Source organism: Caballeronia choica (assembly GCF_001544535.1).
GTDB lineage: Bacteria > Pseudomonadota > Gammaproteobacteria > Burkholderiales > Burkholderiaceae > Caballeronia > Caballeronia choica.
In genome coordinates this window covers 1-655 of sequence record NZ_FCON02000586.1, presented here as the reverse complement: position 1 = coordinate 655, position 655 = coordinate 1, and the positions used below count along the sequence as shown (strand labels likewise).

At 61.7% G+C, this 655-nt stretch carries 1 protein-coding gene; it reads left to right on the top strand.

The features are described from left to right. Nucleotides 1-480 (top strand): MFS transporter (locus AWB68_RS45855; RefSeq protein WP_125483340.1); only part of this gene is annotated, 480 nt, incomplete at its 5' end. Nucleotides 481-655: the final 175 nt, after the last annotated feature.

The window sequence follows — 655 nt, the reverse complement described above, 5'->3', positions numbered from 1 at the left end:
TTTCTGGCTGCGGACATTGGTTGCGTGCTCGGCGGCTACCTCAGTCCGCTGTTTCATAAGTACGCGAAGGTCTCGCTGTTCACGTCGCGCAAGATGGTCTTCGTGTTCGGTGCACTGTGCATGGTCGGGCCGGCCTGTGTCGGCCTGGTGGCCAGCCCTTACGCGGCTATTGCGCTGCTGTGCGTCGGCGGCTTCGCCCATCAAACCTTGTCGGGTGCGTTGTATGCGATTACGTCCGACGTGTTCGGCAAGAACGAAGTCGCCACTGCCACGGGCATGGGCGGTATGGCGGGTTACCTGGGCGCTGCGGCATTCACGGCGTTGTTCGGCGTTCTGGTCACGCAGGTCGGTTATAGCCCGCTGTTTGTCGTACTCGCGGTGTTCGATATTATCGCGGCGTGTGTGGTGTGCTGGCTGGCGAGAAGCGGCGACCGCATGCTCGAGCCGCAATTGGTGGCAGTGAGTCCTGGGGTCAAGTAGGGCGAGGGGCTAGGAGTGTGCGCGGCAGACGGAATTTGAGCCGTCGATACTGACGCCGCAGCGACCGGCATCAACGCCGGGCCCGGTTTCGCTCTCCAATGCGCGTCAAATGGTTTGCCCGAGAGCGAAATCGGACAAAGTTGCCCCCTCTTCGGGGCTTACGCGAACGTCATTT